At 71.4% G+C, this 15,568-nt stretch carries 11 protein-coding genes; 2 read left to right on the top strand and 9 right to left on the bottom strand.

Going from position 1 to position 15,568, the window contains the following annotated elements:
* Window positions 1-4: 4 nt before the first annotated feature.
* The 9 genes from OHA11_RS41225 to iolC all read right to left on the bottom strand — a co-directional run bounded on the left by OHA11_RS41225 (window position 5) and on the right by iolC (window position 13,155).
* Window positions 5-667, bottom strand: coding sequence for a DedA family protein (locus OHA11_RS41225; RefSeq protein WP_266505498.1), 663 nt, complete (start codon window positions 665-667; stop codon window positions 5-7).
* Window positions 668-781: 114 nt separating this feature from the next.
* Entirely contained in the window at window positions 782-3,247 is a 2,466-nt protein-coding gene (locus OHA11_RS41220) for a beta-glucosidase (protein WP_266505496.1), read from the bottom strand.
* A 228-nt stretch (window positions 3,248-3,475) separates the two neighbouring features.
* The gene (locus OHA11_RS41215; RefSeq protein WP_266505493.1) at window positions 3,476-5,944 is read right to left on the bottom strand and encodes a SpoIIE family protein phosphatase; all 2,469 of its coding nucleotides are present in this window, start codon (window positions 5,942-5,944) and stop codon (window positions 3,476-3,478) included.
* Window positions 5,945-6,062: 118 nt separating this feature from the next.
* A complete protein-coding gene (locus tag OHA11_RS41210) occupies window positions 6,063-6,845 on the bottom strand; it encodes a GntR family transcriptional regulator (RefSeq protein WP_266505492.1) in 783 nt (260 codons plus the stop codon).
* A gap of 122 nt (window positions 6,846-6,967) precedes the next feature.
* Complete coding sequence (locus OHA11_RS41205; RefSeq protein WP_266505489.1) at window positions 6,968-8,464, bottom strand: CoA-acylating methylmalonate-semialdehyde dehydrogenase; 1,497 nt, start codon at window positions 8,462-8,464, stop codon at window positions 6,968-6,970.
* Window positions 8,465-8,510: 46 nt separating this feature from the next.
* Complete coding sequence (gene iolD / locus OHA11_RS41200; protein ID WP_266505486.1) at window positions 8,511-10,385, bottom strand: 3D-(3,5/4)-trihydroxycyclohexane-1,2-dione acylhydrolase (decyclizing); 1,875 nt, start codon at window positions 10,383-10,385, stop codon at window positions 8,511-8,513.
* Between the two features lie 7 nt (window positions 10,386-10,392).
* A complete protein-coding gene (gene iolB, locus OHA11_RS41195) occupies window positions 10,393-11,277 on the bottom strand; it encodes a 5-deoxy-glucuronate isomerase (RefSeq protein ID WP_266505484.1) in 885 nt (294 codons plus the stop codon).
* 19 nt (window positions 11,278-11,296) lie between these two features.
* Window positions 11,297-12,175, bottom strand: a complete 879-nt coding sequence (locus tag OHA11_RS41190; RefSeq protein WP_266505482.1) for a deoxyribose-phosphate aldolase — start codon at window positions 12,173-12,175, stop codon at window positions 11,297-11,299.
* Between the two features lie 29 nt (window positions 12,176-12,204).
* Window positions 12,205-13,155, bottom strand: coding sequence for a 5-dehydro-2-deoxygluconokinase (gene iolC / locus OHA11_RS41185; protein WP_266505479.1), 951 nt, complete (start codon window positions 13,153-13,155; stop codon window positions 12,205-12,207).
* Between the two features lie 315 nt (window positions 13,156-13,470).
* Between iolC and OHA11_RS41180 the strand changes: the two genes are divergently transcribed.
* Entirely contained in the window at window positions 13,471-14,487 is a 1,017-nt protein-coding gene (locus tag OHA11_RS41180) for a sugar ABC transporter substrate-binding protein (RefSeq protein WP_266505476.1), read from the top strand.
* 5 nt (window positions 14,488-14,492) lie between these two features.
* Window positions 14,493-15,566, top strand: a complete 1,074-nt coding sequence (locus OHA11_RS41175; protein WP_266505473.1) for an ABC transporter permease — start codon at window positions 14,493-14,495, stop codon at window positions 15,564-15,566.
* The last annotated feature ends 2 nt before the right edge of the window (window positions 15,567-15,568 follow it).

Genomic DNA, 15,568 nt, shown 5'->3' with positions numbered 1-15,568 from the left:
TCGGCTAGTCGGTCGCCGGGACCGGTTCCGGCTCGGCTGCCGCCCGCTCGGCCGCCCTCTCCGCCGAAACCTTCTTCGCCTTGCGCTTGATGATCAGCATGGAGGTGAGGCCGATGAGGAGGGCCAGGACCAGGCCGAGCCAGGAGAAGCGCTTGAGCCAGGATTCGGCGACCACGCCCACGTAGTAGATGACCGCCGTGGTGCCGCCGGCCCAGAGGACGCCGCCGAGGACGTTGGCGATCAGGAACTTCCAGTAGGGCATGCGCAGCACACCCGCGAGCGGGCCCGCGAAGATCCGCAGCAGGGCGACGAAGCGGCCGAAGAACACCGCCCACATGCCCCACTTCTCGAAGGACCGCTCGGCGGTGGCGATATGGCCTTCGCTGAAGTGCTTGGGGAACTTCGCGCCGAGCCAGGCGAGCAGCGGGCGGCCGCCCTTGCGGCCGATGGCGTAGCCGATGGAGTCCCCGATGATCGCGCCGGCGGTCGCGCAGGCGCCGAGGATGACGGGGTTGATGTCACCGTGCTGGGAGGCGAGCAGTGCCGAGGAGACGAGGATGATCTCGCCCGGCAGCGGAATGCCCAGGCTCTCCAGGCCGATGACCAGGCCCACCAGCGCGTAGATGCTGACCGCAGGCACGGTCTCTAGCCACTCCTGGACGTGCAACGCCGGTTCCTTCCCTTCACCGCGAGCCGGGCCGTACCCGGCGTGCGCTCGGCCCCGAGCGCACGCCGGGCAGCCTACCCGGTCGCTGTGACAGCACGGCGTCCCGCGGGTCCCTCACACCTGCACCCTCCCGCTGAGCCGCAGTTCGCCCGACGAGGCCCCCACCCACACGGTCCGCCGCCCGGTGCCGAGGACCCAGTCGTGCCGTTTCGTGTCCCACGAGGAGAGGGTGTGCGCGTCGACGCGCACGGTGACCCGGCGCGACTCCCCCGCCCGCAGCGCGAGCCGCTGATAGCCGCTCAACACCCTTACGGGCTGGTCGAGTCGGAGATCCGGCGACGGGCCCACATAGACCTGCGGGACGTCGACACCGTCCCGTCGCCCGGTGTTCCGCACGGTGAACTCCACGTCCAGCCCGTCCGCGGTCCGTGCCACCCGCAGTCCCTCGTACGCGAAGGAGGTGTACGAGAGCCCGTGCCCGAACGGGAACAGCGGGCGCACCCCCTCGGCGTCGTACCAGCGGTGGCCGACGTGGACGCCCTCCGCGTACTCCTCGACGCCGTTGACGCCCGGGTAGCGGCGCGGGTCGCCCGCTACCGGGTGGTGGTCGTCGTCGGCCGGGAAGGACTGGGTGAGCCGTCCGCCGGGGTCGCAGTCGCCGAACAGGACGGCGGCGGTGGCGGCCGCGCCCTCCTGACCCGGGTAGTACATCTGCAGCACGGCGGCGGTGCGTTCCAGCCAGGGCATCGAGGTCGAGGAGGAGGTGTTGAGGACGACGGTGGTATGCGGGTTCGCCGCCGTCACCGCCTCGATCAGCCGGTTCTGGTGGCCGGGGAGGGCGAGGGTCGTGCGGTCCTGGTTCTCGGTGGCGTCCTCGTACCCGAAGAGCACGACGCTGTGCGCGGTCCGCGCCGCCTTCACCGCCTCGGCGAGGTCCTGGGCGCGGGTCGCACCGGTGGCGTGCCGCAGCCGGAACGTCTGTCCCTGGGCGCCGCCCTTCGCGGTGATCTCGACCCTGTGTTCACCGGCGGTGAGATCGAGCGTCCTGCGGCGCACCGCGAGTCCGTCGGGCGCGGTCGACACCAGACCGCCCGTGAAGTGCTCCGCGAGCCCGGCCGCCACCGGGAAGAGGTCGACTCCGCCGAGGAGCACCTTGGGCCGCGTTCCGGAGTAGTGGATGACGAGGGTCCACTCGTCGTCGTCCTCGACGGTGAGCGCCCCGTCGTACGTCCAGGTCTTCCCGGCGGCGACCGGCTGGCCGTCCGGGTCGATGCCCGCCGAGAGCGCGCCCTCGGGCAGGGGCTTGCCGAAGAGGTCCTCGCCGAGCGCGTACGACACCCGGGCGCCTTGTCCCGCACGGGAGGTGATGGCGTCCAATGGGCTGTCGGCGTGGTCGGGGACGACGTGGGCGCTGCCGCCGCCGCTGACGAAGGGGAGGGAGCCGGTGGGGCCGACGACGGCGATGGTGCGGGCGGCCTCGCCGGTCAGGGGCAGTGTGCCGTTCCTGTTGTGCAGGAGGGTGGCGCCCGCCTTGGCGACCTCCAGGGCGACCGCCGCGCCCGCCGCCGCGTTCCGGTCCGGGCGCGGCCTGGCGCTGCCGTCGAGCAGCCCGAAGTCGTCCATCGCGGTGAGGATCCGGCGTACGGCCCGGTCGACGTACTCCTCGGCGACGCTCCCGTTCTGGACGGCTGTCTTCAGGGCGGCCCCGAAGTACGTGCCGTTCGGCATCTCCATGTCCAGACCCGCGATGAGCGCGGCGACGGTGCTGTGGGCCGCGTGCCAGTCGGTCATCACCCAGCCGTCGAAGCCCCAGCGGTCGCGGAGGGTGCCGGTGAGGAGTTCCCCGTTCTCGCGGGCGCAGGTGCCGTTGACCTTGCTGTAGGCGCCCACGACCGCGCGGGCGCCGGCGCCGACGGCGGCCTCGAAGGGGCGCAGTTCGACCTCGTTGAGGGTCTGCTCGTCGATGCGCACGTCGACGGAGTCGCAGTCCATCTCATGGTTGTTCATCGCGTAGTGCTTGACGGTCGCGATGAGGCCCTCGTTCTGGATCCCCATGATCTCCTCGGCCACGAGGTCGGCGGAGAGCAGCGGGTCCTCGCTGAACGTCTCGAAGTTGCGGCCCGCGTACGGGGTGCGGATGAGGTTGACCATCGGGGAGAGCAGCACGTCCTGGCCGAGGGCGCGGCCCTCTCGCCCGATGACCTGGCCGTAGCGGCGGGCGAGGCCGGGGTCGAAGGCGGCGGCGAGCAGCACGGGCGCGGGCAGGGCGGTGGCGGGCTGCTTGACGCGGACTCCGGCGGGGCCGTCGGCGAGGCGGAGCGACGGGATGCCGAGCCGCTCGACGCCAGGGACGTAGCCGGCCTGGCCGAGGTGCTTCGGGTCGGTGGCGCCGTGCAGCAGGGAGAGCTTCTCGTCCAGGGTGAGCCGGGTGAGCAGCCCCTCGACGCGGGGGCCCGCGGCCGGTGGTCGCCGAGCCGCGGCATACGCGAGGGGCGGGAGCCCCGAGGTCGCGGCCAGGGCGACGGCGGTCGCGCCGCTCAGCAGGCGCAGTACGGACCGCCGGGACGCGGTGTCGGACATGAGGCGTCACTCCTCGTTGGGTGCGGGCACGAGGAGGTGAACCACGGGGCGCGCGGACGGCCGGTCCGGGTCGACCTCCGGACGCACTATGCGACAAAAGTGACTTAATGCCCCGTCAGGCACAACGGGCGCGGCAGAAAGCGGAGCGAAACGTGCCGCAGCCCCGTACCGCAGCCCCGTGCGGCCCTGCCGGGCCGCCTCGCCGGGCCGCCTGGTCGTGCGCCCCGCTCAGATCTCCGGGCCCGTCAGTGACTGCTCGGTCCAGATGATCTTGCCGTCCGGGGTGTAGCGCGTCCCCCAGCGCTGGGTGAACTGGGAGACCAGGAACAGGCCGCGGCCGCCCTCGTCGGTCGTCTTCGGATGGCGCAGGTGCGGGGCGGTGGCACTGGCGTCCCAGACCTCGCAGACCAGGGCCCGTGACACGATCAGCCGCAGTCTCATCGGCCCGGAGGCGTGCCGGATCGCGTTGGTGACGAGTTCGCTGACGACGAGTTCGGTGGTGAAGGTCAGCTCGTCCAGGCCCCATTCGCACAGCTGCCGTGACGTCCGCTTGCGCACGTCGGCGACGGCCGCCGGGTCAACGGGCAGCTCCCAGGACACCGTCCGTTCCGCGCCCAGGCGGCGGGCGCGGGCCATCAGCAGCACCACGTCGTCCGGCGGGCGCGCCGGGACCAGCGCGTCCACCACGGCCTGGCAGCGGTCGTCGAGGCTGGGCGCCGGTCGCTCCAGCACGCGGCGCAGCCGCTCCCGGTCGGCGGCGGCGTCCCGCTCCGGCGCAGGCCCCTCGGCGGCGAGCAGTCCGTCGGTGCACAGGGCGAGCACGCTGCCTTCCGCGAGCGGCAGTTCGACCGACTCGAAGGGCGGGCCGCTCACGCCGAGCGCGGGGCCCGGCGGCAGTTCGGGGAAGTCGACCGTGCCGTCCGGCGCGACGATCACGGGCAGGCCGTGTCCCGCGGCGGCCATGGAGCACCGGCCGCCGACCGGGTCGTAGACCGCGTACAGGCAGCTGGCGCCCTTCGCCCGGACGCCGTCGGCGCCGGCGCCGGCGGCCGCCACGGAGTCGTCCTCGTATCCGGCCCGGTCGACCAGGTCGTCGAGGTGTGCGAGGACCTCCTCGGGCGGCAGGTCCAGGTCGGCGAGGGTCTGTACGGCGGCCCGGAGCCGGCCCATGGCCGCGGCGGCCTCGATGCCGTGGCCGACGACGTCGCCCACCACCAGGGCGACGCGCGCTCCCGACAGCGGGATGACGTCGAACCAGTCGCCGCCGAGTCCGGTCAGCTCGTCGGCCGGCCGGTAGCGGGCGGCGACCTCCATCGCGTCCTGCTCGGGGAGCCGGTGGGGCAGCAGATGGCGCTGCAGTACGAGGGCCGCGTCGCGCTCCCGGGTGTAGCGGCGGGCGTTGTCGAGGCACAGGGCCGCGCGGCCGACGAACTCCTCGGCCAGGCCCAGGTCGTCCTGGTCGAAGGGGTCCTGTCGGTGGCGCCGGAAGAACGCGGTGATCCCGAGCGTGGTGCCGCGCGCCCGCACCGGCACGATCATCGCGGTGTGCAGTCCGAGGTCGAGGAACGTGGCGGCCCGGGTGATGTCCGTGGCCCATTCCGGGGCCAGCGGGTCGAGCCGCTCCTCGATCCAGGACTCGCCGCCGACCAGCGCGCGGATCGGGGGCGCCCCGGCCAGGTAGGAGGCCACCTGCCCGATCTGGACGACGGCCTCCGGGACGCCCTCGTTCACCGACTGGTGGCCGGCCCGCCGCAGCGGCACGGGGTCCGCGGCGCTCAGCGGTCCGGGGGCGGGCTCGCCTCCTTCGAGGACGGTCTCCAGCAGATCGACCGTGACGAAGTCGGCGAGGCCCGGCACCGCCACGTCGGCCAGCTCCTGCGCGGTGCGCATGACGTCCAGGGTGCGGCCGATGCACTTGCCCGCCTGGTCCAGAAGGGTGAGGCGGGCACGGGCCCGGTGGCGCTCGGTGACGTCCACCACGGTGTAGTACACGCCGAGCGGGTTGCCGTGGTCGTCGTCGAGCCGGGTGAACGACATCGCGTGGGCCGTGTACCGGTGCGGCGCCGAGCGGACCGCACCGAAGTGTTCGTAGCCGACGACCGACTCGCCGGTCTCCAGGACCTGACGCATCACCGCTTCCAGCGCCTGGGCGTCCAGGCCGGGCTGGATGTCGGCGAGCCGTTTCCCGATCCGTTCGTGCGCGGGTCCGCCGCCGAACTGCTCCAGGGCCGCGTTCGACCACACGTACCGCAGGTCCTCGTCGACGATGGCCAGGCCGATGGGCGAGTGCGAGGCCAGCCTCTCCAGCACGGTGCGGCTCATGTCCCAGCCCGCGGCGCCGGTCGAGTCGGCGGCCAGGACCACCCAGCGCGGCGGGCCCTCCGCGGCCTCCACGGCCGGTACGACCCGTACGGTCGTGACGACCGGGTGCCCGTCGCGGTGGCGCACCGCGAGGAGTCCGGTCCAGCCGCCGTGCCGTCCGCAGCGGCGACTCAGGTCGGGCAGGCGCGCGGCGTCCTCGGGCATCAGCAGGTCGGTCGCGGCCCGGCCCGCGACCTCGGCCCGGCGATAGCCGAAGAGCCGCTCGGCGTCACCGGTCCAGCCGGCCACCGCCATGCGGGCGTCCAGCAGCACGACCGCGGCGTCCGCCATGTCGGCCCGCCGCCGCGTCACGCCGCTCTCCTCGCTCGTCGCCACACTGACCTCCTCCGTCCCGGGGAGTGGTCCGTTCCCGTGCGCCACGCTCCGTGCGCCCGTGCGATACGGGCCCAACGTACCGCCGCGGGCGCCTTCCCACCCCGGTGGCCGCAGCCGATCAGGGTCGGACGAGCAGTTGGAAGTCGAACGTGTAGCGCGCGGCGCGGTAGACGTGGGTGCCGTACTCCACGGCCCGACCGGTGTCGTCGTAGGCCGTGCGGCACATGGTGAGCAGCGCGGCGCCCTCCACCTCGTGGAGCAGGCTTCCCTCGTCGGCGGTGGCGCAGCGGGCGCCCACGGTCTGGTGGGCGCTGTGCAGGGTGATTCCGGCGGCCCGCATCATCCGGTAGAGGCCGGTCTCCTCCAGCCGTTCGGTGTCCAGGTCGAGGAGTGTGGCGGGCAGGTAGTTGGACAGGTGGGCCACGGGTTCGCCGTAGGTGGAGCGCAGCCTTTCGAGCACGATGACGTCCCGGCCCTCGGGGATGCCGAGAGCCGCGGCGACCTCCGGGGAGGCCGACTCGATGTCGTTGCGCAGTACCCGGGTGGCGGGGCTCTGCCCGGCGGCCGCCAGGTCGTCGTACAGGCTGCTCAGTTCCAGTGAACGCCGGACCTGGCTGTGCACCACCTGGGTGCCGATGCCGCGTCGGCGCACCAGCAGGCCCTTGTCCACCAGGGACTGGATGGCCTGGCGGACGGTCGGCCGGGACAGACCGAGCCGGGCGGCGATGTCCACCTCGTTGCCCAGCAGGTTGCCCGGGGCGAGCGCCCCGTGCTCGATCGCCGACTCCAGTTGCTGCGCGAGCTGGTAGTAGAGCGGGATCGGGCTGCCCCGGTCCAGGGCGACCTCCAGGCTGTCGAAGGCCGCGGCGGTGGCCGGGCGTGCGGTTTCGGTCTCTGCCACGGGAGCCCCTCCCTTCGCGTGTCCGTCGGTGCGTGGCGTCCGGCAGATCGTGCCGGTGCCACGGACCGCTGCGGTGAGGCCGTGCCGCCGACGGGCACGGCCTCCTTGGGGTGTGGGTTCCGTCAGGAGTTGCTGGGGAAACCGAGGTTGATGCCGCCGCTGTCGGCCGGGTCGGGCCAGCGGGTGGTGATGACCTTGCCCTGGGTATAGAAGGCGATGCCGTCGTTGCCGTAGATGTGGTGGTCCCCGAAGAGGGAGTCCTTCCAGCCACCGAACGAGTGGTAGCCGACGGGCACGGGGATCGGCACGTTCACGCCGACCATGCCCGCCTGGACCTCCAGCTGGAAGCGGCGGGCGGCGCCGCCGTCCCGGGTGAAGATCGCGGTGCCGTTGCCCCAGCGGGAGCTGTTGATCAGCGCGATGGCCTCGTCGTAGGTCTCCGCGCGGACCACGCACAGCACCGGGCCGAAGATCTCGTCCTTGTACGCGTCCGCGGTGACCGGCACGTTGTCGAGGAGCGAGACACCGAGGAAGAAGCCGTCCTCGTGCCCGGGGACGGTGAATCCGGTGCCGTCCACGACGACCTCGGCGCCCTGGGCGCGGGCGCTCTCCACGTACGAGGCGACCTTGTCGCGGTGCTCGCGGGTGATGAGCGGGCCCATCTCGCTGGCCGCGTCGTTGCCGGGGCCGATCTTCAGGCCCTTGGCGCGCTCGGCGATCTTGTCGACCAGCTCGTCGCCGGTGTCGCCGACGGCGACGACGACGGAGACGGCCATGCAGCGCTCGCCGGCCGAGCCGTACGCGGCGTTGATGGCCTGGTCGGCGGCGAAGTCCAGGTCGGCGTCGGGCAGGACCAGCATGTGGTTCTTGGCACCGCCGAGGGCCTGCACACGCTTGCCGTGCTCGATGCCCTTGAGCTGGATGTACTTGGCGATGGGCGTGGAGCCGACGAAGGAGACGGCCGTGATGTCGGGGTGCTCCAGCAGGCGGTCCACGGCGGCCTTGTCGCCCTGCACGACGTTGAGGACGCCGTCCGGCAGACCGGCCTCGGAGGCCAGCTCGGCCAGGCGGAAGGAGGCGGAGGGAACCTTCTCGCTCGGCTTGAGCACGAAGGTGTTGCCGCAGGCGATGGCCAGCGGGAACATCCACATCGGCACCATGGCCGGGAAGTTGAACGGCGTGATGCCCGCGACGACACCGAGCGGCTGGCGGATCGCGGCCACGTCGACGCGGGTGGAGACCTGCGTGGACAGCTCGCCCTTCACCAACTGCGGTACGGAACAGGCGAGTTCGACGATCTCCATGCCCCGGGCGACCTCGCCGAGCGCGTCGGAGTGCACCTTGCCGTGCTCGGCGGTGATCAGCTCGGCGATCTCGTCGCGGTGCGCGTCGAGCAGCTCGCGGTACTTGAAGAGGACCGTCGTGCGCTTGGCGAGCGAGGCGGTGCCCCAGCTCTCGAAGGCCGCCTGCGCGGAGGCGACAGCGGCGTCCACCTCGTCCACCGTGGCGAACGGCACCTGCTTCTCCTGGGCGCCCGTTGCGGGGTTGTAGACGGGACCGAAGCGGCCGGAGGCGCCCTCGACGGGCTTCCCCCCGATCCAGTGGTTGATGTTCCTCATGAGGTGCGGATCCTTTTCGTGAGCAGGTGATTCAGGGAGGGGGGAATCAGAGGTGGCGGCGGCGGTCGACGACGCGCTGGTCGTACGTTTCGCGGGCGCGGGCGGCCGCCTCGCGGGAGGCGACCTCGGCGACCGGTACGTCCCACCAGGCCTCTGCGGCGGGCGCGGTGGGCGTCGGGTCGGTCTCGACATACACGCACGTCGGCCGGTCCGAGGCGCGGGCCGTGGCCAGGGCGTCGCGCAGTTCGCGGACGGTCTTGGCGCGCAGGACGTCCATGCCGAGGCTGGCGACATTGGCGGCCAGGTCCACGGGCAGCGGGGCGCCGGTGAAGGTCCCGTCGGCGGCCCGGTAGCGGTAGGCGGTACCGAACCGCTCACCGCCGACCGACTCGGAGAGGCCGCCGATGGACGCGTACCCGTGGTTCTGGATCAGCACCAGGTTGACGGGCAGGCCCTCCTGGACGGCGGTGACGATCTCGGTGGGCATCATCAGGTACGTGCCGTCGCCGACCAGCGACCACACGGGGGTGCCGGGGGCCGCCTGCTGGACACCGATGCCCGCCGGGATCTCGTAGCCCATGCAGGAGAAGCCGTACTCCAGGTGGTACTGGCGCGGGCCGCGCGCACGCCAGAGCTTGTGCAGGTCGCCGGGGAGCGAGCCGGCCGCGTTGATGACGACGTCGTCGTCGCCGACCACGGCGTCCAGGGCGCCCAGGACCTGGGTCTGGGTGGGTACCGCGTACTCGTCGTCCGCCCGGTAGACGGCGTCCACGACCGCGTCCCAGCGCTCCTTGCCCGCGCGGTACTCGGCCTCGTACGCCACGTCCACTCGGTGGCCGGACAGCGCCTCGGTGAGGGCTTCGAGACCGGCGCGGGCGTCGGCGACCAGGGTCCGTGCGCTCAGCTTGTGCGCGTCGAAGGCGGTGACGTTGAGGTTCAGGAACCGCACGTCCGGCTCCTGGAAGAGCGTGGCGGAGGCGGTGGTGAAGTCCGTGTAGCGGGTGCCGACACCGATGACCAGGTCGGCGGTGCGGGCCAGTTCGTCGGCGACAGCGGTACCGGTGTGGCCGACGCCACCGAGGTCCGCCGGGTGGTCGTGGCGCAGGGAGCCCTTGCCGGCCTGGGTGGAGGCGACCGGGATGCCGGTGGCCTCCACGAACGCCTTGAGGGCCGGCTCGGCCTCGCTGTGGTGGATTCCGCCGCCCGCGACGATCAGGGGGCGCCGCGCGTTCCGTACGGCTTCGGCGGCGGCCGCGAGCTCGGCCGGTTCGGGCGCCGGGCGGCGTACGTGCCAGATCCGGTCGGCGAAGAACTCCTCGGGCCAGTCGTACGCCTCGGCCTGGACGTCCTGCGGCAGGGCGAGGGTGACGGCGCCGGTCTCGACCGGGTCGGCGAGCACGCGCATCGCGTTCAGGGCGGACGGGATCAGCGCCTCGGGGCGGGTGATCCGGTCGAAGTAGCGGGAGACCGGACGCAGCGTGTCGTTGACCGACAGGTCCGCCTCTACGGGGTGCTCCAACTGCTGGAGCAGCGGGTCGGCGGCGCGGGTCGCGAAGTAGTCGCCGGGCAGGAGCAGCACCGGGAGGCGGTTGACCGTGGCCAGGGCGGCGCCGGTGACCAGGTTGGTCGCGCCGGGGCCGATGGAGGTGGTGACCGCCTGGGCGGAGAGCCGGTTGAGCTGGCGGGCGTGCCCGACCGCGGCGTGCACCATGGCCTGTTCGTTGCGGCCCTGGTGGAACGGCATGGTCTCCTCGCCGGCCTCAAGGAGCGCCTGGCCGATCCCGGCGACATTGCCGTGGCCGAAGATCCCCCAGGTACCGGCGATCAGCCGGTGCCGTACGCCGTCGCGTTCCGTGTACTGCGCGGCCAGGAAACGCACCAGTGCCTGGGCGACGGTCAGGCGGAGGGTGGAGCGGCTCATCGGTTCCTCACTGGGTGGTTCGGGTCAGCCGGGGGTCGACGGGCTGGCTCGGCCAGGTGTCGCGGATCCAGGTGTGGTCGGGGTGGTCGCAGATCAGCCAGCTCCGATCGGCGTCGGGGCCCGCCATGACGTTGAGGTAGTACATGTCGTGGCCGGGCACGGCGATGGAAGGGCCGTGCCAGCCGTCGGGGACCAGGACGATGTCACCGTCGCGCACCTCGGCGAGCACGTCCGTGCCGCTGCCGTGGCCGGACGGGGAGACCCGCTGGTAGCCGACGCCGGGCGTGCCCTCGTGGTCGGCGATCTCGAAGTAGTAGACCTCCTCCAGCTCGGACTCCTCGCCCGGCCGGTGCTCGTCGTGCTTGTGCGGCGGGTACGAGGACCAGTTGCCGCCCGGAGTGATCACCTCGACCGCGATGAGCTTGTCGCACTCGAAGGCCCCGGCCGCGCCGAAGTTGCGGACCATGCGGGAGCAGTTGCCGGCGCCGCGCAGCTCGACCGGGACGGACTCGGCGGGCCCGTAGCGGGCCGGCAGGCGGCGGGAGCAGCGGGCCCCGGAGAGCGCGAAGCGCCCTCCGTCGGCCGAGGAGAGGGCGGCGGTCGCGTCGCGCGGAACGTATACGAAATCGCTGGCGGCGCTGAACACGTCGGTGCGGCCCCGCAGTTCAAAGGCGTCGCGGCCGAAGTCGTCGCTGACGGTGACGGCGCAGCCGCCACTGAGCGAGGTCACGATCCACTCGCTGTCCCCGGCGGTGAACAAGTGCGTGCCGCCGGGCGGAAGTTCGAGGACGCGGAAGCTGGAGTAGTCCCAGCCGGCGCTCTCCGGCGTGATGTCCACGGCGTACGGGCCGCTCGTGGCCTTACCCGCGGGCAGGTGGTATGCGCTGGTCATGTGTGGTGGGTCCTTCCGGTCAGAGCAGGCCGACCGCGGTGTCCACCGCGGTCTCCACACTGCCCTCGGCGGGATAGAGCAGGGACCGGCCGACGACCAGACCCTGGACGGTGGGCAGTCGCAGGGCCTTGCGCCATCTCTCGTACGCGCCCTCCTGGTCCTTGCCGACCTCGCCACCGAGCAGGACGGCGGGCAGGGTCGACGTCTCCAGCACGGCGGCCATGTCGTCCGGGTCGCTGGTGACGGGGAGTTTCAGCCAGGTGTAGGCGGAGGTGCCGCCGAGGCCGGAGGCGATGGCGATGGAGCGGGTGACGGCCTCGGCGGTGAGGTCGTTGCGGACCGTGCCCTCGACGCGGCGGGAGATGAACGGCTCGACGAACACGGGGAGCCGGTGCGCGGCCATGCCGTCGATCGCGCGGGCTGTCGACTCCAGGGTGGTCAGCGAGCCGGGGTCGTCGTAGTCGACGCGCACCAGCAGCTTGCCCGCGTCGAAGTTCAGCCGGGCGATGTCCTCGGCGCGGTGTCCGGTGAACCGGTCGTCCATCTCGAAGACGGCGCCGGCCAGACCGCCGCGGTTCATGGAACCCATGACGACCTTGTTCTCCAGCGCGCCGAGCAGGAGCAGGTCGTCCAGGATGTCGGCGGTGCCGAGCACCCCGTCCACGCCGGGCCGCGACAGCGCGACGCACAGGCGCTCCAGCAGGTCGGCGCGGTTGGCCATCGCCAGCCTGCGGTCGCCGACTCCGAGGGCGCCGCGTGCCGGGTGGTCGGCCGCCACGATCATGAGGCGGCCGCTGTCGCCGACGAGGGGGCGCCGGGTCCGGCGGGCGGCCGCTTCGGCCACCGCCTCCGGGTGCCGGGCGCGCACCCTGACGAGGTCGGGGATGGTGATGGTCAAGGGTCTGGCTCCGTTCAGGGGTGGCGGCGTCAGGCGCGGGAGGCGAGGAGGTCCTCGACCTCGGTGGCGGTCGGCATCGCGGAGGAGCAGGCGAGGCGGGAGGCGACCAGGGCGCCGGCCGCGTTGGCATACCGCATCGTCTTCTCCAGTTCCCAGCCGGCCAGCAGCCCGTGGCAGAGCGAGCCGCCGAACGCGTCGCCGGCGCCGAGGCCGTTGACCACCTCGACGGGTACGGGCGGCACTTCGGCGGTGGTGCCGTCGCGGTGGACGGCGAGGACGCCCTTCGGGCCCTGCTTGACGACGGCCAGCTCCACGCCCGCTTCGAGGAGGGCGTCGGCGCAGGCGCGCGGCTCGCGGACCCCGGTGGCGACCTCGCACTCGTCGAGGTTGCCGACGGCGACGGTGACGTGCCGCAGGGCTTCGGTGTAGTACGCGCGGGCCTCGTCCGGGTCCTTCCAGAACATGGGGCGCCAGTCGAGGTCGAAGACGGTGGTGCCGGCCTTGGCGCGCGCCTTGAGAGCCGCGAGCGTGGCGGAGCGGCTGGGCTCCTCGCTCAGACCGGTGCCGGTGATCCAGAAGATCCGCGCCGCGCGGATGGCGAAGAAGTCGAGCTCGTCGGTGCGGATCTCCAGATCGGGCGCCTTGGGCTGCCGGTAGAAGTACAGCGGGAAGTCGTCGGGCGGGAAGATCTCACAGAACGTGACCGGCGTCGGGTACTCCTCGACGGGGGTGACCCAGCGATCGTCGACCCCGAACTCCTTGAGAGCCTGGTGCAGATAGGCTCCGAAGGGATCATCGCCGGTCCGGGTGACGATCGCTGTGGAACGGCCCAGCCGGGCCGCGGCGACCGCCACGTTGGCCGCCGAACCGCCGAGGAATTTACCGAAGGTTTCGACACGCGCGAGCGGCACGCCCGTCTGCAGAGGGTAGAGATCGACCCCGATGCGACCCATGGTGATCAGGTCGAAGGACTCGGTCATACGCGTCGCTCCTCGTGCTGGCTACGGGCTTCCGGGCGTGCGGGATGCAGGGGACCGGTGTGTCCTAGGTGTAAGACCGCGGCCGAGCCATGTCAATACTTTGTACTTACATTCTCACGTGATCCTGAAATGATGTCTTAACAAAGTATTGACAGCAGGGTCCGTCAGGGACTTACATCCCCTCCCAACAGCACAGCCGAGTTTGTCTGTACGCGGTCCTGCGGTTTCCTTCCGTACGGACCCACGGCCCGGGCACACCACCCGGACCACTGCCCCTGCTCCCTCTCCCCTGTCGCACAGTGAGGTGCCAGAAAGATGGACCGCATGTCTCGCGCCCGTTCCCGCAGAATCGCCCTCGTCGCCGCGGCCGCCACGGCGGCCCTGATAGTCACCGGTTGTTCCAGTGACTCCGGCGGCAAGAAGTCCGAGGAGGACACGGGCGCCGCGTCGGCCGGCAAGGCCGACACCCCCCGTATGAAGGTCGCGATGATCACCCACGCGGCTCCCGGTGACACTTTCTGGGACACGATCCGCAAGGGGGCCCAAGCCGCCGCCGCCAAGGACAACGTCGAGCTGATCTACTCCAGCAACCCCGACGGCGCCAAGCAGGCCAACCTGGTCCAGAACGCGATCGACCAGAAGGTCGACGGCATCGCGGTCACCCTCGCCAAGCCGGACGCGATGAAGGCCACGGTGGCCAAGGCCAAGGCGGCCGGTATCCCGGTCGTCGGTTTCAACGGCGGCGTCGACGACTGGAAGGAGCAGGGCCTGCTGGAGTACTTCGGCCAGGACGAGTACGTGGCGGGCAAGGCCTTCGGCGAGAAGCTCAACGGTGTCGGCGCCAAGCACAACATCTGCGTGATCATGGAGCAGGGGCATGTGGCCCTGGAGGCGCGCTGCAAGGGTGTCAAGGAGGGCTTCAAGGGCAAGACGGAGATCCTTTACGTGAACGGCACGAACATGCCGTCGGTGAAGTCGACGATCACCGCCAAGCTCAAGCAGGACTCGGCGATCGACTACGTGGTCACGCTCGGCGCCCCGTTCTCCCTGACCGCCGTGCAGTCCGTGGACGACGCGGGCAGCAAGGCCAAGGTCGCGACCTTCGACCTCAATAAGGACCTGATCGGCGCCATCGAGGACGGCGACATCCAGTTCGCGGTCGACCAACAGCCCTACCTGCAGGGCTACCTGTCCGTCGACTCCCTGTGGCTGTACAAGACCAACGGCAACTTCAGCGGTGGCGGCCAGGCGCCGGTGCTGACCGGTCCGGCGTTCGTGGACAAGTCCAACGTCGAGACCATCGCGAAGTTCGCCGCGAAGGGCACTCGGTGATTTCTATGTCCCAGGCAACGGTACCGGCGACGGGTTCCTCGTCGCCGGCTCCGCCGGCCGCCCCCAAGGACGGCCGGACCTCGGAACGCTCGCTCACCCGCCGACTGGCGGCCCGACCCGAGATCGGCGCACTCATCGCGGCGATCGCCGTGTACGTGTTCTTCTTCGCGGTGGCCTCGCCGTTCCGTGAGGCCGGTTCGCTGGCCAACGTGCTTTACGAGTCCTCCGTGATGGGCATCATGGCCCTCCCGGTGGCCCTGCTGATGATCGGCGGCGAGTTCGACCTCTCCGCGGGCGTCGCGGTCACCACCTCGGCGCTGACCGCGAGCATGTGGAGCTTCCAGCTCTCGATGAACGTGTGGACCGGTGTCATCGTCGCGCTGCTGGTGTCGCTGGCGATCGGCGCGTTCAACGGCTATCTGCTGGTCCGCACCGGACTGCCAAGCTTCTTGATCACGCTGGGTACGTTCCTGATCCTGCAGGGCGGCAACCTCGCCATCACCAAGATCTTCACCGGGAACGTCGCGACCGACTCGATCAGCGACATGGACGGCTTCGACCAGGCCAAGAAGGTCTTCGCGTCCGAGATCAGCGTCGGCGGCGTCGACGTCAAGATCACGGTGTTCTACTGGTTCGTGTTCGCGGCGGCGGCGACCTGGCTGCTGCTGCGCACCAAGTTCGGCAACTGGATCTTCGCCACCGGCGGCAACAAGGAATCCGCGCGTGCGGTGGGTGTGCCGGTCACCTTCACCAAGATCGCCCTGTTCATGGGCGTCGGCGCCGGTGCCTGGTTCGTCGGCATGCACATCCTGTTCTCGTTCAACACCGTCCAGTCCGGCGAGGGCGTGGGCAACGAGTTCCTGTACATCATCGCCGCGGTCATCGGCGGCTGCCTGCTCACCGGCGGCTACGGCTCCGCGATCGGCCCGGTCATCGGTGCCTTCATCTTCGGCATGGTCTCCCAGGGCATCGTCTACGCCAACTGGAACCCCGACTGGTTCAAGGCCTTCCTCGGCGTCATGCTCCTGCTCGCCGCCCTCGTCAATCTGTGGGTCCGCCGCCAGGCGACCCGGAGGTGAAC

Origin of the sequence: Streptomyces sp. NBC_00878 (genome assembly GCF_026341515.1) — a bacterium.
GTDB lineage: Bacteria > Actinomycetota > Actinomycetes > Streptomycetales > Streptomycetaceae > Streptomyces.
The sequence above is the reverse complement of the archived record's forward strand: the minus strand, read 5'-3'. Positions and strand labels throughout refer to the sequence as shown.